Below are 21960 nucleotides of genomic sequence, written 5' to 3'. Positions count from 1 at the left end.
GGAAACGGTCATGAAACGAGGGGGGTTCATGTCCCGCGCGACGCATGCTCGGCAGGAGACAGAGCGGGAGATCCAGAGGTTCCTCGACATCGGGCCCGTGCAGATCGCCGAGCTCGAACTGGACGAGGGCGGTCTGCTCAGACCCGGGCCGGGCAGCCCGCCCGTCGCGCACGGCGAGGTGTTCGTGCTGGTCAGGCAGGGTGGGCGACCGATCGGCACGCTGCTCGGGCAGGTGCCCGAGGGGGCCGATCCGAAGACGGTCCTCACCCGGCTCGCCACACGGGAGCTCTCTTCCGGGGAGCCTTCAGCGACCGTGGGCGCCACCGCCGGACCGTTCACCACCGCCGTACCGTTCCCCACCGCCGTGCCGTTCACCACCGTCGTCATCGCCACCCGCGAGCGTGCCGGGCGACTCGCCCACGCCCTCGACTCCTTGCTCGCCCAGGACCACCCGGACTTCGAGATCGTCGTCGTCGACAACGCGCCCGTGACGGACGCGACCCGGGACCTGGTGACGCACAAGTACGCCGAGCGCGTGCGGTACGTGACCGAGCCGACGCCCGGTCTCGCCGTCGCGCACAACAAGGGCGTCGAGGCCGCGCGCGGCGAGGTGATCGCCTTCACCGACGACGACGTCGTGGCCGACCCGCGCTGGCTCACCGAACTCACCGCGCCCTTCGTCGCCGACCCCGCCCTCGGCTGCGCCACCGGCCTGATCCTGCCGGCCCGGCTGCGCACCCCCGCCCAGGTGTTGCTGGAGAGCCACGGCGGCTTCGCGAAGGGCTTCACGGCACGGACGTACGATCCGCAGGACCCGCCCGCCGACGAGCCGCTGTTCCCCTTCACGGCGGGACGCTTCGGCTCCGGGGCCAACATGGCCTTCCGGACGGAGGCGCTGCGGACGGTCGGCGGCTTCGACCCGGCGACGGGCGCGGGGACGCTCGCGCTGGGCGGCGACGACCTCTACGGGTTCGTCCGCCTCCTCGCCCAGGGCCACCGCCTGCACTACACCCCGCAGGCCCTGGTCTGGCACTGCCACCGCGAGACCTGGCAGGACCTGGAGACCCAGGCGTACGGCTATGGCGCCGGCCTCACCGCCTACCTCACCGCGATCCTGGTCAACCGGCCGGGGCTGCTGCCGGCGTTCCTGGCCCGGCTGCCCCGGGGGCTCCTCTACGCCCGGACGCTGACGGCGAGCCGTGAGGCTGGGCGGGACGCGAGGCGTGCGCCGGGGGGTGGGCCGGAGAGCGGGCACGAGAGCGGGCTGGGGAGTGCGCCCGGTGGGCACGACGAGCGGACGCACGCCTGGCCCGGACGCCTGTCCCGGCTCCAGCGGCGCGGCATGCTGTACGGGCCGGTGGGCTATCTGCGAGCCCGGCGCGCGCTGCGAGGTGCGGCGCGATGACGGCGGCCGCGCACAGGGGCGACGGGAGCGGCGGGGGCGGCCGGGGTGACGGGGGCAACAGGGGTGGCGGGGGCAGCGGGAGCAGCGGGGGCGGCAGCATCCCGGTGTTTCTGTATCACGCCGTGATGGAGGATCCGCCGGACTGGATCGCCGAGTTCACCGTCAGCCCGAAGCAGTTCGGCGCGCATCTCGACGCCGTCGTCGGCAGCGGCCGAACGCCCGTCACCATCGGCGCGCTCGCCGACCATCTCGCGGGGCGGGCGCCGCTGCCCGCGCGTCCGGTGCTGCTGACCTTCGACGACGGCTTCGCCGACCTGCCCGGACCGACCGCCGAGGCGCTGGCCGGGCGAGGGCTGTCCGCCACCGCCTATCTCACCACCGGGGCCCTCGTCGCGGGCGGGCGCAGCCTGCTGCCGCCCGCGCCGATGATGACGCTGGCGCGGGCGGCGGAGCTGGAGCAGTACGGCATGGAGGTCGGCAGCCACACGGTCACCCACGCCCAGCTGGACACCCTCGCGCCCCGCGCCCTGGCGCACGAACTGCACGCCTCCCGGGCCGTGTTGGAGGACGCCCTCGGGCATCCCGTCCGCCATCTCGCCTACCCGCACGGCTACAACAGCGGGCGGGTGCGGCGCATGGCGGCCGCCGCCGGGTACGAGACGGCCACCGCCGTACGCCACGCGCTCAGTTCGGACCGCGACGAGCACTACCGCATCGCCCGGCTCATCGTGCGCCGCGGCCACACCGTCGCCGACGTCGAGGACTGGCTCGCGGGCCGGGGGGCGCGGGTCGCGCCGTACCGCGACAGCGCGAAGACGGTCGCGTGGCGCTGGTACCGCCGGACCCGCGCGGTGGTGCGCGGGCCCGTCTTCGCGGGCTGAACCCCTACGTCAACGGCTGGTTGAGGTAGGGGTCGGAGACCGCCTTGCGCAGGCTGCCCCAGGCGTCGTCGTTGGCCACCGCCAGATCGCAGTGCGGGCCCGGATCGCGGTAGTTCCACTGGAGCGCGGCCTTGACCCCGGTCAGGCCCTTCAGCACCGCCGGGACCTGCGCGTACCACTCGGCCTGCCGGTCCGGCTCGGTCGGGTCGTTCGCGGTGCCGAACTCGGAGAGCATCAGCGGTTTGTCGGCGGAGATGTTCTTGCGTATCCAGTCGTGCGTGGCCCGCTGGGTCTGTGCGAAGGACAGCCAGCCCGCCTTGTGGCACTGGTAGTAGTTGTACTGGTTGTAGGCGACCCAGTCGACGTAGTCGTCGCCGGGATACATCCGCTTGATCAGGTCGGCGTGGGCCAGATAGCCCGTGGTGATCCAGGTCCACACCACATTGGTCACGCCCAGCTCCCGGAACCGGTCGTGGATGTGCCGGTACGCCCTGACGTAGTCCTCCGGGGTGCCGCTGGCCGGTGTGCGGGTGTCCATCTCCAGGTCGAAGGAGAGGAAGATCTTCTCCCCGTACTGCTTGACGCGCCGGGCCTGCACGTCGATGACGGACGCGTCGAGGTCGCCGTCGGCGATCTGCTTCCAGGTGGGCTGCTGCGTGTCGGCTCCACCCCACCACTTGCTCTCCCAGGACAGCAGCAGCAGATGGCCGTCGGCGGCGACCCGCTTCTCCTCCGGGGTGAGCAACTGCCCTTCCAGACGGGCCCCTTGGGCGAGAGACATGTCGTGGTACGTGTACACGATGTCGAGCTTGCGGCCCACCTTCCGCTCGTAGGCGTGGACCTTCTCCAGCAGGTTCCCCTTGTCGTGCGGCACGAACGCGCCGAACCAGGCCCCGCAGGGCGGTTCGAGCAGCGCCGTCGGCGCGCACTGCCCGCCGAGCGCGGAGGGCCGCGACCCGATGACCTGCCCCGGCCCGCCCGAGCCCTCCGGTAAGCCGTCGCGCAGGAGGAGCGCGGCGGTGAGCGCCGCGCAGAGGGCGGCGGAGACCACCAGGAGCAGACGGCGGCTGACGCGGCGGGCCACGGGGCGGACTGCCGGACGGACAGTGGGGCGGACCGTGGGGCGGACGGCGGGGCGGCTCTTCGGGCGGGGGCGGGTGGAGCGTCGGTGGCGGTGCGCGGGTAGGTCGTGGCGGAGCAGGTGGAGCAACCTCACAGAGCAGTACCCTTCCCAGTCCTCGCCCTCGTGCTCGTCCTCGGCGGGGAGGCGCGCAGCGGCGGGCAGAACGCGGCGATGGTGGTCAGCAGCGTCAGCGTCAGCAGGACGCGCTGCGCGCTGAAGGCGTGCGTGGCGATGAACACCGTCGCGTCGATCAGGACGACGGCGACGCTCAGGAACACGATCAGCATCAGCCGCTCCAGCAGGTCGGAGTGGCGTTCGAAGGCCGGGTCCCTGCGTTCGACGGGGCCTTCGGCGGGCCGCGCGCCCAGCGCCGGCCCGCAGATTCTGACCAGGGCCGCGCCCGGGCCCACCGCGAGGAAGGCCACCATGGCCACTCCGCGCAGCCCGGAGCCGTCGGGCAGCGCGAGCGCGGAGAGGGCCAGCCAGCCGCCGAACGGGGGCAGCGTCCGGACCACGAGTTCCTGCGGGGTCATCGGCCCGCCTCCTTCAGCGCCTTCGGCGCCTTCGATGTCGTGGTCGCCGGCGCCTTCAGCGCGTAGGCCGAGCCCGCGCTATTGTGGGCCACCCGTTCGAACAGCGGGGACGCGGCCACGGACTTCTCGATGCGGGTCAACTGGGCTTCGGTGAGCAGGCCGTTCATCTCGGAGTCGGCCAACTGGCCCTGGGTGAACAGCAGATAGGACCGGGCGGGCGACTCCACGGACGCCATGTCGCGGGCGAGGGTGGCCGCCGGGTCCCGCACGATCAGGTCGACGTGATGGCGGGCGTCGTCGAGGAACCAGTAGTGGTCCACCCGCCAGTAGTCGGCGAACGCGAGCGGGTAGTTGCGGTCGGCGGCGACGACGAGGGAGCCGTCGGGCGCCTGGTCGAAGACCTGCTGCACGAGGTCCACCTCGGCCGGCGGGAAGTAGCTGATGCGGTCCTTGCCGGAGTAGCTCGGCACGAAGGCGAACGTGCCGGCGAGGAGGGCGAGCAGGGGCAGCCAGACGAAGCGGCGGGGCTCGGGCCGCACGCCCTGCGCCTCCACGGCCGCCTGCGTGCGCACCTGGGGCAGCAAGGCCGCCGCCGCGAAGAACGCGGCGCCGGGCAGCATGAACATCAGCACCCGGAAGATCATCTCCGCGCCGTAGCTGCTCGCCGCGAACATCGGCAGCGGGGCCAGGGCGAGCAGCAGCAGCGGCAGAGCCCGGTGGCGCAGCACCGGCCGGCGCAGTGCGCCGAACGCCGCGAGCAGCAGCACCGAGCCCGACAGCAGCCGGGCCGCCCAGGACGTCGTCACCGCGCCGGTGCCGGTGGGGGTCGCGCCGTACCCGGTGGCGACGTTGCCACCGACGTCGCCGACGGAGCGGAGCATGTCCGGCATCGTGGCGGACAGGAAGGGCAGGGCGGCGGTGAGACACCAGGCCAGGAAGATCACGGCGGTGGTGATCAGCGGGACCCGGTCGCGGTAGCGGCGGGCGAAGAACAGGGCGGCCAGGGACACCACCAGCATGGCCGGGGTGAGCTGGTGCGAGATGACGATGGCGACGACCAGCAGGGTGAGCAGCACCGTCCACACGGTCTGCCGCGCCGTGCCGCCCGTCGTCCCGACTGTCCTGCCGCCCGCCGTGCCGCCGCTCGCGTATCGGCGCAGGACGACGGCCAGGACGCCGAGGTGCAGGGCGAAGGCCACGGACTGGGGCGAGAAGTAGTCCTGGCCCACCCAGTCGGCGACGTAGAACAGCCAGACCGCGGTCCAGATCAGGCGGCGGTCCTCGGTGAACGTGCGGTAGATCAGCAGCAGCGGAAGCAGCAGCATCAGGCTGGAGACCAGGGGCCACCAGGCCATGAACTGCGCGGCGGAGTCCACACCGAGCAGTTTCACGAGCGTGGCCTGCGCGGCGAAGAAGCCCGGCCACTGGTCGTAGACGGCCATGTCGCCAAGCGCGTCCGCGGTCTGCAGATGGCCCGCCGTCAGCAGATGGTCGATGACCGCGTCGTGCTTCCACGCCCACGCGTACAGCGGCGTCGGGTACACCACGGCCTGTGTGGCCCGCTCCATCACCAGCAGCCCGACCACGAACGCCGGCGCCCAGGCCGGGTGGCGGTGCGGGCCGCGCAGGGTGAACCAGAAGCCGGCCGTGAGCAGCGCGAGGCCGGCCCAGAAGGCGGGGTGCAGCGCGGTGACGAGACCGAAGTCGCCGAGGTCGGAGACATCGGTGTGGGTCACCGCGTACCCCCACAGGGCGAGCGCGGCGAGCAGCGCGGCGGCCGACCACAGCCCGGAGCTGCGCCAGGGGCGCGCGGGCGGCAGGTCGGAGAGGTCGGTCACCGCGTCACCGCCCGCCGAGCCGTGCGACTCCTGGGTGACGGTGGTCCCCGGGATCGGCTGCGGCGGCGTCGTAGCTGGTCTTCCCCTTGGAGTGGTTGGCGGACGCACGACGGTTCCCCCCTGGCGTTCGGCTCTGAAACGTGGTCGGTCGCTGGTGCGGTCAGTCGCGGATGCGGTCAGTCGCGGATGCAGTCAGTCGCGAATGCGGTCAGTCGCGAATGCGGTCAGTCGCGAATGCGGGCCCCGGGTCTCTCGTTCACTGGTGAACGGTGTGGGTCCTGGGCCGCCTCAGGCTCCGCCGGCGTTTCGGCGCGGTGGAGCGACAGGAGAAGGACGAGCAGGAACAGCAGGCCGAGCAACGGCAGCGCGACCGGAGCGAGCGCCGCGCGCCCCGCCCAGCCCCCCACGGCGGCGAGGAACACGACCCCCCAGCGTGCTGCCCACGGCAGCCGTCCACCCACCCGGGCGAGCAGCTGCCACAGCGTGATGAGGCACAGCAACTGGCAGACGGGCGGCACCCAGCGCAGCAGCGGTTCGGGCCCGGGCAGGCCCAGCGTCTCCGCGAAGAAACCGGCCGTTTCCGTATAGAACGTCCCGCCCAGCGCCCGTGGTTCCCGCCCGAACGCCACCGGCACGGAATACAGGGCGAGGGCGACGACCGCGAGGGCCGTGCCGGGCAGCCACCCCTCGCGCCGCACGCACAGCGTCACCGCGGCAACGAACAGCACGAGCAGCGCGACACCGGCGGCGAGCGCCGGACCGGGCAGCAGACCGAGCATCTCCCGCCCGCCGAGCGGCCCGGCGAGATCTGCCGCCAGGCCGTCCGGAAGGCCGTCCGGAAGGCGGTCCGGGAGGCGGCCGCCGAACCACGGCAGGTCGCGCAACCCGGCCCCGAAGCATCCGGCGGTGACCCCGATCAGCGCCCACAGTCCGGCCCGCAGCCGTCGCTGCCACCGCTCGGACCAGATCCCGTTCCCCTCGTACGCGGGTGCGGGTGCGGGTATCGACGCCGCCGCCGACGCGCGCGGCTCGACGCTCCGCCCGACCGGGCCGCCCTGCTGGTGCGGCCGGACGATCACCGCGAGGGTGTCCGCCTCCAGCGCCTCGCGCTCGTAGCCGGGACGCCCGATGAACAGCGCGACCGTGTCCTGGTCCGACGCCCCGTGCTCGTCCGCGGCCCGGCGGGCCCAGTTCGTGCCGTACCCGGCGGTGGCGTTGAGACGGGCCCAGTGGGTGCCGTACGCGGGCGGGGCGTCGGCGGGGGCGGAGGCCGGGACCAGGTCGGCGGGAACGGCAGGGACGGCGGGAACGGCGGGGACGCAGGGGACGGCGGGCACCCCGTCGGTCTCCCGGAGCGCGGCCCGCAGCCCGACCACCGAGACGACGGCGATCAACGTCATGCTGAGCAGCACCGCCCAGCCCGCCCCCGCGATCCCGGCCGGCGCGAACAGCAGGGCCGCACTGCCCAGCACCATCGTGCACATGGCGCCCTGGAGCGCGGCGAGCACTCCGGTGCGCCCCTGGACCCGCAGCACTCCGATGTACAGCTCGACCACGACCCTCGGCAGCGCCCCGGCGGCCAGCAGCCGCAGCACGGTGGTGCCGTGCTCGGCGTAGTCCTCGTTGAAGGGCAGCAGGATCTGCGGGGCGAACAGCACCAGCACCAGCACCACCGGCACCAGCAGCAGCGTCATCCGGCGCAGCGCCCCGCGCACACCGTCGGCCAGATGGCGCGGGTCGTGCGAGGCGTGGGCGGTGAGGGAGGAGGCCATGTTGATGGCCATGAACTCCATCGTGCCGCCGACGGTGTACGCCACGTAGAAGTAGCCGTTCTCCGCGGCGCTGAAGCGCACCGCGACCATCACCGGCAGCAGGTTGATCATGGCCAGGCTGAACAGCGCGCCCAGCGAGTCCCCCGCGAGGAAGCGGCCCATCTCGCGCAGCCGGGGCGGCTCCAGGTCACGGTCGGCTGCGATCTGGCGCGGGATGAGCCGGCGGAAGATCAGCCAGCCCAGCGGCACCGTCGAGAGCGCGATCGCCGCCGCCCAGGAGATGAAGATGCCGAGCGCCGGCAGCGCGGTCGCGAACACGACGAGCAGGATCAGCTTGCCGACCGAGAACACCGCGTTGCCGATGGGCACCCACCCCGACCTGCGCAGCCCGGTGAGCACCCCGTCCTGGAGGGTGAGCAGCGCCCACGCCACGCACGCCACGACGAACGCCGCCCCCGCGGCCGGCGTCCCCAGCGGCGCGTACGACGCCCCCCACAGGTCGAGGGTGAGCAGGAAGACGAACGCGGCGATGACCACGACCACCGAACTGGCCGCGTACGCCCGCCACACCAGCGAGCCGGTCGCCCGGCCGGCCCGCGGCACGAAGCGGACGACGGCGCCGATCATCGTCGTCGCCGTGATGCTGGCGAGCAGGCGCATCGCGGCGATCGCTGCGGAGCCCTGGCCGACGGCCTCTGTCGAGTAGTAGCGGGCGGCCACCAGCCAGAAGCCCAGGCCCAGCACGGCGGAGACGCCGGTGCTGAGCATCAGGAAGTAGGCGTTCCTGAAGAGGGAGTCGGAGCCTTGGCCGCTGTCGGCCGGCTTCGGGCCGACCACCGCTTCCTCGCCGGCCTTCCCAGACCTCCCAGACCTTCCGGCTTTCCCGGCCTTCCCGGTGGGCGGCACCGCGGGCTCGGGCACCTGGATCTCGTGGATCTCGGCCTGCGTCTCAGCCACGGCTCGGCTCCAGCCCTCCCGGCGCGTCGGCCGGCCGTGCGCCGGACTCCTGAAGCACCTCGACGACCTGCCGGGCCCGCAGCGGATCCACCGGCAGCGCGTGCCGCGCGAACCAGCGGGCCCCTGCCGGATCGGGCGACAGGTCGGTGAAAGCGGCGCCCGCGTAGTCGTCCAGCGGCGGGTCATAGAGGTACCCCACGACGATGCCCCGCCGGGCGAGCGCCGCGATCGCGGCATCCCTGTCGGCGACGAACAGGGGGACCCGGAAGAGAGGTTGGGCACGCTCGGCGCGGGGCGCGCAGGGCCGCGCCCACGGCGTCGACAGCAGCAGCTCCGTGCCCGCCCGGCAGGCGGCCAGCACCTCGTCCAGCCGCTCCAGCCTGCGCCCGATCCGGCCCATCCGCAGCGAACCGGAACGCAGCCGGTAGTCGTGCATGTCGACCCGGACCCAGGAGTCGTGCGCGGCGAGGTCCGGCGCCGCGTCGACGGCGCGGGCCAGCTCGCCCGGCCGCAGCGGCATCCGGATCTCCTCCCGCTCCATCCGCCCGAGCAGCCGCAGGGTGGCCCAGGCCGCCCGCCGCAGCCGCAGCCCGCGCACCGTCGCCTCCGCGTACGGCCGGACGGCGTAGGCGAGTTCCGCCGAGGGCCGCCTCGGCAGCAGCAGGTCCTCGCAGGTCTTCGTCAGGGCCTCGCGCAGCCCCGGGTCCGCGCAGGCCAGGAAGCCCCCGGCCTTGGCGCCGACATGCTTGGACAGGCTGAAGACGGAGGCGTCGCCCCAGGCCCCCACCGGGCGGCCGCCCACCTCGCTGCCGATGGCGTGCGCCCCGTCCTCGAACAACGGGATGCCGAGCGCGTCGCACTTCCGGCGCAGTCTCGGCGTGTCGTCCGGGTTCCCGTACAGATTCGTCGTGAGCACCGCCGACAGCGAGCCCCACACCTCGTCGGGCACCGCGTCCACGTCGATCGACGCGTCCAGCGGGTTCAACGGCGCCTGCACGGGCCTGAGACCGGCCGCGAGCACCACGAAGAAGATCACGTCGTCGTTGACCGGCGACATCAGCACGCGTCCGCCGGGCGGGCACCAGTGGCGCAGGGCCACGAACAACCCGAATCTGCACGACGGCACGTACACGCATTCCCGGCCGAGTCTGTCGCGCATCGCCGCTTCCAGCCGTTTCGGCCGTGAGCCACGCCGCGCCGACCCGAGGCCGGCCTCCCCTATGGCCATCCGCCCCCCAGGTGTGCCACAGGAAGACCCCCTCCCCGAGGCCTTCCAGCACCCGCCCAGACTCGCCCCTTTCGACCCGGTCCGTCAAGATTGCGGACCGGCCTGTGGACAACTTCGGGTGAGCAACCGTAAGCGGAGCGCTGCGACTGCGCGCACCTCCCCGGCACCGCCCCCGTGCGGCTCCTGCGAGGTCGGCCGTAACGTGTGGCCCGACTCGACGCACCGGCCGAACACCCTTCGCGCACAGCGTGAGCACGACATGGCGAGCACCAGAGAGCGCACGAAAGAGAGGCAGTACCCGATGCCCCCCTTCGACATCCCCGAGGGCGACCCCTTCGGCCCGCACAATCTCCCCTACGGCGTCTTCTCCCTGCCCGGCTCGACGGAACGGACCGTCGGCGTCCGGCTCGGCGACCACGTCCTCGATGCGGGCGCGGCGGCCCGTGCGCTCGGCTCGCCGCACGCCGGCCTCCTCGCGGCGCCGACCCTCAACCCGCTGCTGGCGGCGGGCCGCACGGCCTGGTCGCAGGTACGACGCGAGCTGACGGAGTGGGTGACGGACCCGTCCCACCGCTCCACGGTCGAACCGCTCTTCCACCCGCTGTCCTCGGTGGCCCTGCACCTCCCCTTCGAGGTCGCCGACTACGTCGACTTCTACTCCTCCGAGCACCACGCCGTGAACGCGGGCGCGATCTTCCGCCCGAACGCCGTGGACGCCCTCCCGCCCAACTGGAAGCACCTGCCCATCGGCTACCACGGCCGCGCCGGCACGGTCGTCGTCTCCGGCACGGACGTCGTCCGCCCGTCGGGCCAACGCAAGGCGCCTGCCGACCCGGCTCCCGTCTTCGGCCCGTCCGTGCGGCTGGACATCGAGGCCGAGGTCGGCTTCGTGGTCGGCGTGCCCTCGCGGCAGGGCAGCCCGGTGGCGCTGGCCGACTTCCGTGAGCACGTCTTCGGCCTGTGCCTGCTCAACGACTGGTCGGCCCGTGACATCCAGGCCTGGGAGTACGCCCCGCTCGGCCCGTTCCTCGCCAAGTCCTTCGCCACGTCGGTATCGGCGTGGATCACCCCGCTGGAGGCGCTGGAGGCGGCGCGGGTCACGCCCCCGGAGCGCACCCACCCGCTCCTTCCCTACCTGGACGACTCGGCCGCCGAACCTGCCGGCTACGACCTGCGCATCTCCGTCGCCCTCAACGGTCACGTCGTCTCCGAGCCGCCCTTCTCCACGATGTACTGGACGGCCGCCCAGCAACTCGCCCACCTGACCGTCAACGGCGCCTCCCTGCGCACCGGCGACCTCTACGGCTCGGGCACGGTCAGCGGCCCGGGCGAGCAGGAGCGCGGCTCCTTCCTGGAACTGACCTGGAACGGCCGCGACCCCCTCGAACTCCCCGACGGCAAGCGCACCTTCCTGGAGAACGGCGACGAGGTGACCCTGTCCGCCTGGGCCCCGGGCCCAGGCGGCCTGCGCGTGGGCCTGGGCGAGGTGAGCGGCCGGGTGACCGCCGCCGAGTGACGGCGACGGAGCGGGGCGGCTGGGGGCGAGGCCGGGAGACGGGGCGCTGCCCGAGCAGGAGCCGGGCGGGCGGTCAGGTCGCCGTCGGCTGAATCGGGGGGTCGTCGTGGGCTGACTCCCGGGGCCGCCGCCGTCATACTGGCGACGGGCACGGTCCTCGCGCCGAGCCCGTCGCCCGTAGCCGGCCGCACGCGCACGGGTACCCAGCACGCACCCCTCGCGCATGCGGCGCACGCCCCCTTCTCGACCAGGATCCGGAGCCTGTGGCATGACCGTCTGCCTGCTCCTGCTGAGCGTCGTCGCCCTGGCGGCCGCCGTGCCGGTCCCGCGTGCACTGACCCGGGCCGAGTGGCCCGAGCGGGAGCCGGTGGTCGCGCTGTGGGTGTGGCAGTGCCTGGTCGCCACGGTCCTGCTGTGCTGCCTGACAGCCCTGATGCTGGGCGCGGCCGCCGTCTTCCACACCGTCCGCACCCAGGTCTTCGCACCCGCGCCGCCCGCGGTGACGGAGGCGTACGACCTCTCCGCCGCGCCGCTGTGGGCGGTCGCCCTGACCCTGCTGCTGGCCTGCGGGGCCGCCTGGACCACCGCGATGCTGGCCCGCGAGCTCGTCGACGCCCGCCGGCGCCGCGGCCTGGCCCGGGCCCACCTGCGGGAGCGTGCGCCCGACCTGCCCGCGGGGCTGCCGTCCGCCCGCGGCCCCCTGCTCGTGCTGGAGGACGAGTACCCCGACGCCTGGTGGATGCCGGGCAGCCCGCCCCAGCTGATCGTGACCACCGGCGCCCTGCACCGCCTCACCTCCCACCAACTGGACGCCGTCCTCACCCACGAACGCGGCCATGCCCGCGCCCACCACGACTGGCTGCTCCACCTGTCGACCGCCCTAGCCACCGGCTTCCCCCGTATCCCGCTCTTCTCGCACTTCTGCGACCAGACCCACCGCCTGGTCGAACTCTCCGCGGACGACACCGCGTCCCGCCGCTGCGGTCACCTGACCACCGCCCTGGCCCTGATCGAGCTGAACCAGCACCGAGGCGTTCTGTCCTGCGCCTCCAGCCACCGCCTCCTGGGCGAGCGAGTCGACCGCCTCCTCCAGCCGCCGCCCCGCCTGGGCCGCCGACACCGTGCGCTCACGACGACGGCTGCGGCGCTGGTGCCTCTGCTGCCCCTGCTGATCACGTTCGCGCCGGGACTGACGGCGCTGTCCTGACGCCCGCGGACAGCCGGCAGCCGTCGGCCGACGGCTGTGGCAGATCTTGCGCCCCGCATGGCGTTTCCGCAGGTCATCGCCCTGTCTGACGTTCCCGCAGGTGGCGCAACACTCCGGCAACACGGCTTTTCCTACCGGCTCGCTATGGTTCGAAACATGCCGCCCACCGACCGCGTCCGAGACCACGCCGGCCAAGGCGCGACCACCGTCGCCGCCCACCGCGCGCGGCGACGGCTGCGCGCCGACCAGGCCAGGCAACTCGCCGACCTACTGCGCCACCAGCTCCTGGCCGGCGGGTTCCCGGACGGCACACTCCCGCACGAGACGACACTCGCCACGGACTACCGCGCCACCCGCAACACCGTCCGCCAGGCCCTCGACCTCCTCAGGGCCGAAGGCCTCGTGGAACGGCTCCCCGGCGTCGGCACCGTCGTCGTCGCCGAGAAGTACCCGCACGGCCTAGACCATCTGATGGGCCTCGCGGAAACCCTCCGTGAGCACGGCCGGGTCACCAACGAGGTCCGCACGATGGGCCCCGCCCCCGCGCCCTCCCCGGTCGCCGAACGCCTGCACATCCCGCCCGGCACGGACGTCCTCTACATCGAACGTCTGCGTCGCCTCAACGGTCTCCCCCTCTCCCTCGACCTCACCTACATCCCGCTCGACATCGGCGCCGCCCTGCTCGGCGCCGACCTGGAGAACACCGACGTCTTCCGCCTCCTGGAGGGCATCACGGGCCAGCGTCTCGGCCACGCCGAGATCACCCTGGAGGCGGTCAACGCGGACGCCCACTCCGCCGCCGTACTCGAAGCCCCGCGCGGCGCGGCCGTCCTCATGCTGGAACGGCTGACGCATCTCGCCGACGGCCGCCCGGTCGACCTGGAGTTCATCCGCTTCCGCGGCGACCGCATCACCATGAGCGGCCTGCTCCACCGCTCCCTCTGACCGCCCTCCGCCACCCCGCCCTCCGTCACCCCGTCCTCCCTTCGCCCCATCCCCCTTCACCTCTTCATCGTTCGGCAGGGCCTTTTCGGTTCACTGCCGCGCCGGATATTTCACTGGATATCTGCCGGACATTTCTGGAGACAGCCATGCCCTTGGCGCCCCAGCGGGCCGACGTGCCCGTGACCATCGACGAGTCGAAGTGCATCGACGGCTGCACCCTCTGCGTGGACATGTGCCCGCTGGACTCCCTCGCCATCGACGAGAGCAACGGCAAGGCGTACATGCACGTCGACGAGTGCTGGTACTGCGGCCCGTGCGCAGCCCGCTGTCCCACCGGAGCCGTCACGGTCAACATGCCCTACCTGCTCCGGTGAGAGGTCCCGAACTCCCATGAAACGCAGAGCAGTCGTCACGTCCGCCGTCCTTCTCCTCCTCCCGCTCACGGCCTGCGGCGGCAACGCCGAGGCCGGCAGCGGCTCCACGGTGACCGTCACCGTCGGCTACCAGTCCAAGACCATCAACACGGTCACCGCAGGCACCCTTCTGCGCTCGCTCGGCTACTTCGAGAACGCGCTGAACGCCCTCGGCGACGGCAACACCTACAACGTCGACTGGCAGGACTACGCCACCGGCGCCCCCATCACCGCCCAGATGACGGCCGGGAAGATCGACATCGGCTCGATGGGCGACTTCCCGCTCCTCATCAACGCCGCCCGCGGCAAACAGCTCGGCAAGCCCACCCACCTGGTCTCGGTCACCGGCTACAACCTGCGCGGCGGCCTCAACACCATCGTCACCGCACCGGACTCCAAGCTCACCTCCCTCACGGACCTCAAGGGCAAGAAGGTCTCCACCAGCATCGGATCCGCCGCCGACGGCACCCTCGTTCGGGCCCTCCAGCGCGTCGGCATCGACCCCGACCAGGGCATCGAGAAGCTCAACCAGCAGCCCGCGGTGGGCGCTTCGGCCCTCGCCGCGGGCAGCGCGGACGCGCTCTCGCAGTTCGTCGCCTGGCCCGGCCTGCTCGCCTACCAGGGCAAGGCCAAAGCCCTGTACGACGGCGCCCAGCTGGACCTCCCCACCTTCCACGGCGTCACCGCCCGCGAGGACTTCGCGACGAGACGCCCGGCCGTGCTGGAGGCATTCCTGAAGGCCCAGGCGGAAGCCACCGCCTACCTCGACGAACACCCCGTGACCGCCGCCGAGAAGGTCGCGAAGGCCACCGGCCTGCCCGCCGAGGTCGTCTACCTCTACAACGGCGCCCACGGCATCGCCACCTTCGACCCGGCCCTCAAGCCGCAGCTCGTCTCCGCCCTCAAGGAGGACGTGTCGGTCCTGAAGGCGGCGAAACTGACCGGGGACGTCGACGTGGACGCCTTCGTCGACGACCGGTACGTGAAGAAGGCGCTCGGCTCGTCCTACGCCCAGCAGCTGGCCGCCACGCCCGCACCGGCCGCGAGCGAGGTCTGGCCCCGGGGCGCCGCCGAGACCCGTACCTTCAAGTCCCCCGCCGCACTGCTGGCCTACGTCGCGCAGCACAAGGACGGCATCCGCGCCGCCTATGTCCCAGACGCCACCACCGGCACCCTGTGGTTCGCCGACAAGGCGGTCTGGGTGACCGACGGCGACCAACTGCTCCCCTTCGTCGCTCCGGCGACCGCACAGGCGTACGTCGCCGGGCACGGCGGCGCCCGCCTCGTCGCCTACGCCGACGCGCTGGGGCGGGCGTCGTGACCCGGTATGCGCTGCGGGCGGCCTCGCTGGTGGCCGCCCTCGGCGTCTGGCAGCTGCTGACCAGCCTGAACGTCGACCTGTGGCTGCGCTTCTCGCAGTTCCCGACGGTCGCCGACGTCGCCCGGACCTTCGCCGACCGGCTGACCGGCGACGACTACTGGACCGACCTCACCGACAGCCTCACCCGCATCGTCACCGGCTTTCTGCTGGCCGCCGTCCTGGGCGTGGCCACGGGCGTGCTCGTGGCGCGCTCGCGGCTCGCCGAAGACCTGCTCGGCCCGGTCCTGGAAGTCCTCCGTCCGATCCCGGCGATCGCCCTGGTCCCCGTCGCGATCCTCCTCTTCCCCTCCAACGAACAGGGCATCGTCTTCATCACCTTCACCGCCGCCTTCTTCCCCGTCCTGGTCTCCACCCGGCACGCAGTGCGCGCGCTGACCCCGGTGTGGGAGGAGGCGGTGCGCACCATGGGCGGCGGCCGATCGCGGGTCCTCGGCTCGGTCGTCCTGCCTGGCGCGCTGCCCGGCATCTTCGGCGGCTTGTCGGTCGGCATCGGCGTGTCGTGGATCTGTGTGATCTCCGCCGAGATGATCTCCGGCCAGTACGGCGTCGGCTACCGCACCTGGCAGGACTACACGGTCGTCGACTACCCCGGCGTGTTCGTCGGCATGGTCACGATCGGCGTGCTCGGCTGGCTCACCTCCACGGCCGTGGAACTCCTCGGCCGCAGGCTGACCCGCTGGCTGCCGAGGACGTCGTACGTCCCCGTCGGCCGGACTCCGCGGCGAGTGAGCGGTGCCGCGGCAGCCGTTCCGGTCAACCCCGCGACCCAGGAGGACCTGCCCCATGACCAGCTCGTCTGACGTCCGTTCGCCCTCCCGCACCGGCGCGGGACTGGCGCTGCGGGGCGCCGCCCTCGGACGGCCGGGCGCGCCCGTGCTCGACGGAGTGGACCTCGACGTGGCCCCCGGCGAGATCCTCACCGTCGTCGGCCGCTCGGGGTGCGGCAAGTCGACCCTGCTGCGCACGCTGGCCGGGCTTCTGTCTCCCCTCGCCGGAGCGATCAGCCAGGACGGGCGCCCGCTGACGGGCCCCGCCGCCGACCGTGCCCTGATCTTCCAGGAGGACGCCCTCCTGCCTTGGCGCACCCTGCGCGCGAACGTGGAGCTGCCGCTGGCCGTCAAGGGGTTGCCGCGCGCCGAACGCCGCGCCCAAGCCGATTCCTGGCTCACCCGCGTCGGCCTCGCCGACCAGTCCCGGCAACTGCCGCACCGTGTCTCCGGCGGGCAGCGCCAGCGCGCCCAGCTGGCCCGGGCCCTCGCGGGAGCGCCCCGCGCCGTCCTCATGGACGAACCCTTCGGCGCCCTCGACGCCCAGACCCGCGCCGGCATGCAGGACCTGCTGGTGGAGGTGTTGCGCGGCACCGGCGCCACCGTCGTCTTCGTCACCCACGACGTGGACGAGGCCCTGTTCCTCGGCGACCGCGTCGCCCTCCTGGCCGCCGGCCGGCTGACCGCCGTACGCGACGTGCCTCGTCCGCGGGAACGTGCGGCACACGACGATCCGGCGCACTCAGCCCTGCGCCACGACGTCCTGACCTCGCTCGGTACCTGAAAGGCTCCCCGGTGACCACCCCCGTGAACACGCCCCTGGAGATCCCCGCCCTCGCCGACGCCGAGGAGCTGACCTGCGACGTCCTCGTCATCGGCGGCGGCACCGCCGGCACCATGGCCGCGCTCACCGCCGCCGAGCACGGCGCCGACGTGCTCCTCCTGGAGAAGGCCCACGTCCGCCACTCCGGCGCGCTCGCCATGGGCATGGACGGCGTCAACAACGCGGTCATCCCCGGCCGCGCCGAGCCCGACGACTACGTCGCCGAGATCACCCGCGCCAACGACGGCATCGTCGACCAGACCACCGTCCGCCAGACCGCGACCCGCGGCTTCGCCATGGTGCAGCGCCTGGAGTCCTACGGCGTGAAGTTCGAGAAGGACGAGCACGGCGACTACGCGGTCCGCCAGGTGCACCGCTCCGGCTCCTACGTGCTGCCCATGCCGGAGGGCAAGGACGTCAAGAAGGTCCTGTACCGGCAGCTGCGGCGGCGCGAGATGCGGGAGCGGATCCGGATCGAGAACCGGGTGATGCCGGTACGCGTGCTGACGTCGCCCGAGGACGGGCGCGCCGTGGGGGCGGCCGGCTTCAACACCCGTACGGGCCGGTTCGTCACCGTCCGCGCGGGCGCGGTGATCCTCGCGACCGGCGCCTGCGGCCGTCTGGGCCTGCCCGCCTCCGGCTACCTGTACGGCACCTACGAGAACCCGACCAACGCGGGCGACGGCTACGCCATGGCCTACCACGCGGGCGCGGAGCTCACCGGCATCGAGTGCTTCCAGATCAACCCGCTCATCAAGGACTACAACGGACCCGCCTGCGCCTACGTCGCCAACCCGTTCGGCGGCTACCAGGTCAACCGGCACGGTGAACGCTTCGTCGACTCCGACTACTGGTCCGGCCAGATGATGGCCGAGTTCGCGGCGGAGGTCGCCTCGGACCGCGGCCCGGTGTACCTGAAGCTGAGCCACCTCCCGGAGGAGTCGGTCTCGGCCCTGGAGTCGATCCTGCACTCGACGGAACGCCCGACCCGAGGCACCTTCCACTCTGGCCGGGGCCATGACTACCGCACCCACGACATCGAGATGCACATCTCCGAGATCGGCCTGTGCGGCGGCCATTCCGCCTCGGGCGTACGGGTGGACGACCACGCCCGCACGACGGTCCCCCGGCTGTACGCCGCCGGCGACCTGGCCTGCGTCCCGCACAACTACATGATCGGCGCGTTCGTCTTCGGCGAGCTGGCGGGCGCGGACGCGGCCCGCTACCAGCCCTACGGCGGGAAGCTTCCGGCCGATCAACTGCGCGAGGCGCACGAACTGGTCTACCGCCCGCTGCGCAACCCGCAGGGGCCGCCACAGCCCCAGGTGGAGTACAAGCTGCGCCGCTTCGTGAACGACTACGTGGCCCCGCCGAAGTCGGGCGCGCGTCTGTCCCTGGCCCTGGAGGCGTTCGAGCGGATGCGCGCCGACATCGCCGAGATGGGCGGCCGCACCCCGCACGAGCTGATGCGGTGCGCCGAGGTCACCTTCATCCGCGACTGCGCGGAGATGGCCGCGCGCGCCTCCCTGGCCCGCACGGAGTCCCGCTGGGGCCTCTACCACGAGCGTCTCGACCACCCTCGTCGCGACGACGCGTCCTGGTTTCATCACCTCGATCTGCACAAGTCCCCCTCTGGTGCGATGGAGTTCACGGCCCGACCCGTGGCTCCCTATCTGGTGCCGGTCGACGAGTTCACCCCCGTCGGCGGCCCTTCCCGGCATCTCGGCGAGGTACGTCCCGAGGACGTGGCCACGGCTGGCTCACGGGACGTGGCACCGGTGGCGACCGGGACCGCGGGCGCCGTGCCGGATCGGCCGGACACCTCTGCGACCCCGACCCCGACCTCGACGCCGACCTCGACGCCGACCTCGACGCCGCCCCAGCCCCAGTCGCCCGGACCCGCTCCGGACTCCGTCCCCGAGCCCGGCCCCGAGCCCGGCCCTGAGCACTCCTCCTCCCGCCTCCTCGAACTCCTCGCCCTCACCGAGGACGAGCCAGAACTCGAACTCGACGCCCTGCTGCCCTATTTGACCGACCCCGCGCCCGCCGTCCGGCGCGAGGCCGTCGCCGTCCTCACCGAGACCGTGCCACCGGGCACCGGCCCCGCCCTGGCGCAGGCGCTGCGCGACGCCACCGCCGAGGTGCGTGCCGCCGCCGCGGCCTCGCTGCGGGAGCTCGTCGAGACCTTGCCGCCGGAACCCGCCCTGCGCGACGGCCTCGCCGCCGCCCTGACCGAGTCCGACCCCGTCGTGCGCGCCGCCGCCCTGGACGTGCTGCGCGCTCTGCGCCTCGGTGACACCGCCCTGTTCGCGGGCTCGCTCCGGGACGCCGACATCGCCGTCCGCATCGAAGCCGTACGCGCCCTGGTGTCCGTCGACGACGCCGACGAACTGGCCCTCGCGGCGACGGCCGACCCGTCCCGCGAGGTCCGCGTCACGATCGCCAAGTCCCTGGCCACAGTGGCCGCGGGCCGCCTCGGCGAACCCCCCGCAGCCGCGACCTCAGCCCCCGAGGACGACGACGCGGTCCGCACCGCGCTCGCCGCCCTCACCGACGACCCCGACGCCCTGGTGCGCGCCGCCGCCTACGGTGCGCTGGGCACCACCGGCTGCCCTGGGCCGCTCGCCGCTCGTGCCGTGGCCGCTCTGGCCGACCCGGCCTGGCAGGTTCGCGCCGGGGCCGCCACCGCGCTGTCCGTCGCGGACTCCGACACGGCCGTCCCCGTCCTGGCCAAGGCCCTGGCCGACCCGAACGCCGACGTCCGCAAGGCCGCCGTCCTGGCCCTGACCCGCCACCGCACCGCCGAGCCGGCCCGCGCGGCCCTCGCCACGGCGACGACGGACTCGGACGCGGACGTCAGGGCGTACGCGACGCGGGCCCTGTGAGAGGCCGGGGCGGCCCTGTGCCGAGCGCCCCCTATATCCAGTCGGGCTCCGGCTCCTCGTCCATCTCCGGCCAGTAGTCCGAGGCCCCCGGGTCCACGTCGGTCCTGGATCCGGTGCCGGCTGCGGAGCCGGACGTATAGCCGGACGTAGTGCCGGCCGTAGAGGCAGGCGTAGAGACGGGCGCAGAAGCCGTCGCCGCGCCAGACGTGGAGCCGGATGCCGAGTCGAGGCCAGAACCAGAGCCCGGAGCAGGGGCCGCAGCCTCGCCCAGCGAGGCCAGGACCGCGACCACGCCCTCCCCGTACGTCGCCAGCTTCTTCTCGCCGACCCCGCTGATGCCGCCGAGCTGCTGCACCGAGGTCGGCCACAGCGTGGCGATCTCCCGCAGCGTGGCGTCATGGAAGATGACGTACGCCGGGACGCCCTGCTCGCGGGCCTGCTCGGCGCGCCAGGCGCGCAGGGCCTCGAAGGCGGGGAGCAGTTGTTCGGGCAGCTCGGCCGCGGCGACCTTGGTCTTGCCCCGGCCGGAGGAGGACGAGCCCGACGTCTTCGCGGTCGCCGCCTTCTTCGGCTCCTTGCGCAGCGGTACGTCCCGCTCGCGCCGCAGTACCGCGCCGCTGTCCTCGGTCAGCACCAGCGTGCCGTAGTCCCCCTCGACCGCGAGCAGGCCCTGCGCCAGCAACTGCCGTACGACGCCCCGCCATTCGCCTTCGGCGAGATCCTCGCCGATGCCGAAGACGGACAGCTGGTCGTGGTCGAACTGGATCACCTTGGCCGTGCGCTTGCCCAGCAGGATGTCGACGATCTGCACCGCGCCGAACTTCTGCCCGCGCTCCCGTTGCAGTCGGACCACGGTCGACAGCACCTTCTGGGCCGCGACCGTGCCGTCCCAGGTCTCCGGGGGCATCAGGCAGGTGTCGCAGTTGCCGCAGCCCGCGGCGTCCGGCTCCTGGCCGAAGTAGACGAGGAGCTGTCCGCGACGGCACTGCGCGGTCTCGCACAGCGCCAGCATGGAGTCCAGGTGTGCGCCGGCCCGCCGTCGGAAGGCCTCGTCGCCCTCGCCGGACTGGATCATCTTGCGCTGCTGTATGACGTCGTTGAGGCCGTAGGCCATCCAGGCGGTCGACGGCAGGCCGTCGCGGCCGGCGCGACCGGTCTCCTGGTAGTAGCCCTCGATCGACTTCGGCAGGTCGAGGTGGGCGACGAACCGCACGTCCGGCTTGTCGATGCCCATGCCGAAGGCGATGGTCGCGCACACGACCAGGCCGTCCTCGCGCAGAAACCGGGACTGGTGGGCCGCGCGCGTGCCCGAGTCCAGTCCCGCGTGGTACGGCACCGCCGTGATGCCGTTCTTGGCGAGGAACTCGGCCGTCTTCTCCACGGAGTTGCGCGAGAGGCAGTAGACGATGCCGGCGTCGCCCGCGTGCTCCTCGCGCAGGAAGCTCAGCAGCTGCTTCTTGGGGTCGGCCTTCGGCACGATCCGGTACTGGATGTTGGGCCGGTCGAAGCTCGCCACGAAGTGCCGGGCCGTCGGCATGTTGAGCCGCTGGGTGATCTCCTGGTGCGTCGCGTGCGTGGCCGTCGCCGTGAGCGCGATGCGCGGGACGTCCGGCCAGCGCTCGCCGAGCAGGGAGAGGGACAGATAGTCGGGGCGGAAGTCATGGCCCCACTGGGACACGCAGTGCGCCTCGTCGATCGCGAAGACCGAGATCTTGCCGCGGGAGAGCAGGTCCAGCGTGGAGTCCAGACGCAGCCGCTCCGGGGCCAGATACAGCAGGTCCAGCTCGCCGGCCAGGAACTCGGCCTCGACCACGCGCCGCTCGTCGAAGTCCTGTGTGGAGTTCATGAACCCGGCGTTCACGCCGAGCGCCCGCAGTGCGTCCACCTGGTCCTGCATGAGCGCGATCAGCGGCGAGACGACGATGCCCGTACCGGCTCTGACCAGGGACGGAATCTGGTAGCACAGCGACTTGCCGCCGCCGGTGGGCATGAGGACGACCGCGTCCCCGCCGGCCACCACATGCTCGATGACCGCTTCCTGCTCGCCGCGGAAGGCGTCGTATCCGAAGACCCGGTGCAGCGTGGCCAGTGCCTCGCTGTCCGTCCGCTCCGGTGTCCCGGTGATCCCTGTCATCTCGCTGATCCCGCCCGTCCCGCCCATCGAATGGTCCCCCGTACGTCGTCCCTCGACCACTGCCTCCACGATAGGGGTCCGCACTGACACCGCCGGAGTTATCCACAGACCCGATCTGGTGACTCTGCGTGTTCGAAGCCTGGCGGGCCCCG

The 21960-nt window shown here is 72.8% G+C and carries 16 protein-coding genes; 10 read left to right on the top strand and 6 right to left on the bottom strand.

Going from position 1 to position 21960, the window contains the following annotated elements:
- Positions 1-28: 28 nt before the first annotated feature.
- On the top strand, positions 29-1405 hold the full coding sequence (locus OG562_RS25400; RefSeq protein WP_266401561.1) for a glycosyltransferase family 2 protein: 1377 nt from the start codon (positions 29-31) through the stop codon (positions 1403-1405).
- Positions 1406-1530: 125 nt separating this feature from the next.
- On the top strand, positions 1531-2286 hold the full coding sequence (locus OG562_RS25395; RefSeq protein ID WP_266401559.1) for a polysaccharide deacetylase family protein: 756 nt from the start codon (positions 1531-1533) through the stop codon (positions 2284-2286).
- Between the two features lie 4 nt (positions 2287-2290).
- On the opposite strand, the gene OG562_RS25390 is transcribed toward OG562_RS25395, so the two are convergent.
- The 5 genes from OG562_RS25390 to OG562_RS25370 form a co-directional block, all read right to left on the bottom strand.
- Positions 2291-3370 carry a glycosyl hydrolase gene (locus OG562_RS25390; protein WP_266401557.1) on the bottom strand — a complete coding sequence of 360 codons (1080 nt, stop codon included), beginning with the start codon at positions 3368-3370 and terminating at the stop codon, positions 2291-2293.
- Positions 3371-3498: 128 nt separating this feature from the next.
- A complete protein-coding gene (locus tag OG562_RS25385) occupies positions 3499-3942 on the bottom strand; it encodes a hypothetical protein (RefSeq protein WP_266401556.1) in 444 nt (147 codons plus the stop codon).
- A complete protein-coding gene (locus OG562_RS25380; protein ID WP_266401553.1) occupies positions 3939-5888 on the bottom strand; it encodes a glycosyltransferase in 1950 nt (649 codons plus the stop codon). Before OG562_RS25380 ends, OG562_RS25385 begins: the two co-directional genes overlap by 4 nt.
- 116 nt (positions 5889-6004) lie before the next feature.
- Positions 6005-8509, bottom strand: coding sequence for a lipopolysaccharide biosynthesis protein (locus tag OG562_RS25375; RefSeq protein WP_266401550.1), 2505 nt, complete (start codon positions 8507-8509; stop codon positions 6005-6007).
- Positions 8502-9737 (bottom strand): DegT/DnrJ/EryC1/StrS family aminotransferase, encoded by a 1236-nt coding sequence (locus tag OG562_RS25370; protein WP_266401549.1) that lies wholly within the window; start codon positions 9735-9737, stop codon positions 8502-8504. The genes OG562_RS25375 and OG562_RS25370 overlap by 8 nt, the downstream gene beginning before the upstream one ends.
- 301 nt (positions 9738-10038) lie before the next feature.
- Between OG562_RS25370 and fahA the strand changes: the two genes are divergently transcribed.
- The 8 genes from fahA to OG562_RS25330 all read left to right on the top strand — a co-directional run bounded on the left by fahA (position 10039) and on the right by OG562_RS25330 (position 19674).
- The gene (gene fahA, locus OG562_RS25365) at positions 10039-11253 is read left to right on the top strand and encodes a fumarylacetoacetase (protein ID WP_266409503.1); all 1215 of its coding nucleotides are present in this window, start codon (positions 10039-10041) and stop codon (positions 11251-11253) included.
- 268 nt (positions 11254-11521) lie between these two features.
- Positions 11522-12460, top strand: a complete 939-nt coding sequence (locus tag OG562_RS25360) for a M56 family metallopeptidase (protein WP_266401547.1) — start codon at positions 11522-11524, stop codon at positions 12458-12460.
- Between the two features lie 156 nt (positions 12461-12616).
- Complete coding sequence (locus OG562_RS25355) at positions 12617-13405, top strand: GntR family transcriptional regulator (RefSeq protein WP_266401545.1); 789 nt, start codon at positions 12617-12619, stop codon at positions 13403-13405.
- 146 nt (positions 13406-13551) lie between these two features.
- The gene (locus OG562_RS25350; RefSeq protein WP_010986276.1) at positions 13552-13779 is read left to right on the top strand and encodes a ferredoxin family protein; all 228 of its coding nucleotides are present in this window, start codon (positions 13552-13554) and stop codon (positions 13777-13779) included.
- A 16-nt stretch (positions 13780-13795) separates the two neighbouring features.
- A complete protein-coding gene (locus OG562_RS25345; protein ID WP_266401539.1) occupies positions 13796-15139 on the top strand; it encodes an ABC transporter substrate-binding protein in 1344 nt (447 codons plus the stop codon).
- Positions 15136-15999, top strand: coding sequence for an ABC transporter permease (locus OG562_RS25340; protein WP_266401537.1), 864 nt, complete (start codon positions 15136-15138; stop codon positions 15997-15999). The genes OG562_RS25345 and OG562_RS25340 overlap by 4 nt, the downstream gene beginning before the upstream one ends.
- Complete coding sequence (locus OG562_RS25335) at positions 15983-16750, top strand: ABC transporter ATP-binding protein (protein WP_266401535.1); 768 nt, start codon at positions 15983-15985, stop codon at positions 16748-16750. Before OG562_RS25340 ends, OG562_RS25335 begins: the two co-directional genes overlap by 17 nt.
- Before the next feature lie 41 nt (positions 16751-16791).
- Positions 16792-19674, top strand: a complete 2883-nt coding sequence (locus OG562_RS25330; RefSeq protein WP_266409502.1) for a fumarate reductase/succinate dehydrogenase flavoprotein subunit — start codon at positions 16792-16794, stop codon at positions 19672-19674.
- Between the two features lie 31 nt (positions 19675-19705).
- On the opposite strand, the gene recQ is transcribed toward OG562_RS25330, so the two are convergent.
- The gene (gene recQ, locus OG562_RS25325; protein ID WP_266401534.1) at positions 19706-21808 is read right to left on the bottom strand and encodes a DNA helicase RecQ; all 2103 of its coding nucleotides are present in this window, start codon (positions 21806-21808) and stop codon (positions 19706-19708) included.
- Positions 21809-21960: the final 152 nt, after the last annotated feature.

It is taken from the genome of Streptomyces sp. NBC_01275, from assembly GCF_026340655.1.
Classification (GTDB): domain Bacteria; phylum Actinomycetota; class Actinomycetes; order Streptomycetales; family Streptomycetaceae; genus Streptomyces.
This window is presented reverse-complemented; position numbering and strand designations above follow the sequence as displayed.

Bases quoted from the DNA above. Each gene is read 5' to 3' on its own strand.
- OG562_RS25350 (WP_010986276.1), top strand. From the start codon at position 13,552: ATGCCCTTGGCGCCCCAGCGGGCCGACGTGCCCGTGACCATCGACGAG.
- recQ (WP_266401534.1), bottom strand. From the start codon at position 21,808: ATGACAGGGATCACCGGGACACCGGAGCGGACGGACAGCGAGGCACTG.
- OG562_RS25400 (WP_266401561.1), top strand. From the start codon at position 29: ATGTCCCGCGCGACGCATGCTCGGCAGGAGACAGAGCGGGAGATCCAG.
- OG562_RS25355 (WP_266401545.1), top strand. From the start codon at position 12,617: ATGCCGCCCACCGACCGCGTCCGAGACCACGCCGGCCAAGGCGCGACC.
- OG562_RS25370 (WP_266401549.1), bottom strand. From the start codon at position 9,737: ATGGCCATAGGGGAGGCCGGCCTCGGGTCGGCGCGGCGTGGCTCACGG.
- OG562_RS25335 (WP_266401535.1), top strand. From the start codon at position 15,983: ATGACCAGCTCGTCTGACGTCCGTTCGCCCTCCCGCACCGGCGCGGGA.
- OG562_RS25395 (WP_266401559.1), top strand. From the start codon at position 1,531: ATGGAGGATCCGCCGGACTGGATCGCCGAGTTCACCGTCAGCCCGAAG.
- OG562_RS25360 (WP_266401547.1), top strand. From the start codon at position 11,522: ATGACCGTCTGCCTGCTCCTGCTGAGCGTCGTCGCCCTGGCGGCCGCC.
- OG562_RS25345 (WP_266401539.1), top strand. From the start codon at position 13,796: ATGAAACGCAGAGCAGTCGTCACGTCCGCCGTCCTTCTCCTCCTCCCG.
- fahA (WP_266409503.1), top strand. From the start codon at position 10,039: ATGCCCCCCTTCGACATCCCCGAGGGCGACCCCTTCGGCCCGCACAAT.
- OG562_RS25385 (WP_266401556.1), bottom strand. From the start codon at position 3,942: ATGACCCCGCAGGAACTCGTGGTCCGGACGCTGCCCCCGTTCGGCGGC.